Origin of the sequence: Salinisphaera sp. Q1T1-3 (assembly GCF_003602005.1) — a bacterium.
In the GTDB taxonomy this organism is placed as follows: Bacteria; Pseudomonadota; Gammaproteobacteria; order Nevskiales; family Salinisphaeraceae; genus Salinisphaera.
In genome coordinates this window covers 1-1,173 of the sequence record NZ_QZWD01000037.1, presented here as the reverse complement: position 1 = coordinate 1,173, position 1,173 = coordinate 1, and the positions used below count along the sequence as shown (strand labels likewise).

1 protein-coding gene is annotated in these 1,173 nt (G+C 60.4%); it reads right to left on the bottom strand.

Features of this window, described 5'->3' with window-relative positions; all coding sequences use genetic code 11:
• Positions 1 to 113: 113 nt before the first annotated feature.
• A complete protein-coding gene (locus D3260_RS17055; RefSeq protein WP_370456336.1) occupies positions 114 to 1,151 on the bottom strand; it encodes an IS110 family transposase in 1,038 nt (345 codons plus the stop codon).
• Positions 1,152 to 1,173: the final 22 nt, after the last annotated feature.

Below are 1,173 nucleotides of genomic sequence, written 5' to 3'. Positions count from 1 at the left end.
AACGGCTTTGATAGCCGGAACTGTTATCGGCCTTTCTCGACGCGGGTCCGACCTCGTCTGCCATAACTGCTGTCGTCTCTACGCAACCGGGGGAGGGAACTAATCGTTCAAAGTTATGCGGCCATGGCGATGGCGTGATTGCCATCGAAGTCGCGGTCATGGGCCCAGACCGCCCAGGCGATGCGGGCCAGCTTGTTCGCCAGGGCGCACGTCGCCTTGTTGTGGTTCGATCGCTGTTTCAGATCCATGGCCCATTGCTGTAATCGATTGAGGGATTGGCCCGTCTTCGCATTCATCTGGGCTCTGATCAAGACAGAGCGTGCGCCATGGATCAGCAGCATCCGGAGATAGCGATCGCCCCGTTTGGATATGCCGCCCATGTGCAGGCGATGCCCACTGCCGGTATGGCGAGGCGTCAGCCCCATCCAGGCGGCCATATGACGCCCGTCGCGGAAGTGCTTGGGCGAACCGACAGCGGCCACCAACGCCGTGGCCGTCAACAAGCCGATACCGGGCACCTGCTGAATCGCCTGCACATCGGCCGAAGCAGCCGCATAACGCTTGAGCTCGGCTTCGATCGTCTTCATTCGCGCTTCGAGTGCCCGGATCTCCGAAACGATTTCCAACAAAGCCGCGCGCAGGACCTCGGGCACGTTTTCGTCGTCGATCAAGGCCGGAGCCGCCGATACCGCCGTGGCGGCCCCCACCGGGATATTGATGCCCTGTTCGCGCAACAAGCCACGGAGATTATTGATCCGTGCCGTGCGAGTCGCCATCCACTGAGAGCGGACACGATGCAAACCCTGGATCGCCTGCTGTTCGGACGACTTCACAGGCACATCGATGATCTCGGCGTTACGAGCAGCTTCAATCAAAGCCGAGGCATCGGCGGCATCGTTCTTATTGCGGCGGCGGTAAGGGCGTGCCGCCTGTGCCGGAATCAATCGGACGGTAAAACCCAGACCCGTGAGCCATCGGCCCCAGAAGTGGGCTGTGCCACACGCCTCCATCACGACCGTGGCCGGCTCGCGATTGAAAAAGAACGCCTGAAACGGCGATCGGCTCAATCGATGGCGCTCGACAATCCGCCATTCGGAATCAGCAATAGCGATCTCGAACACGGTCTTGGCCAAATCGACGGCAATCGTCATACTCGAAGTCATGGACGTCTCC

Excerpts from the sequence above, each read along its gene's own strand:
- D3260_RS17055 (WP_370456336.1), bottom strand. The coding sequence starts at position 1,151 with ATGACGATTGCCGTCGATTTGGCCAAGACCGTGTTCGAGATCGCTATT.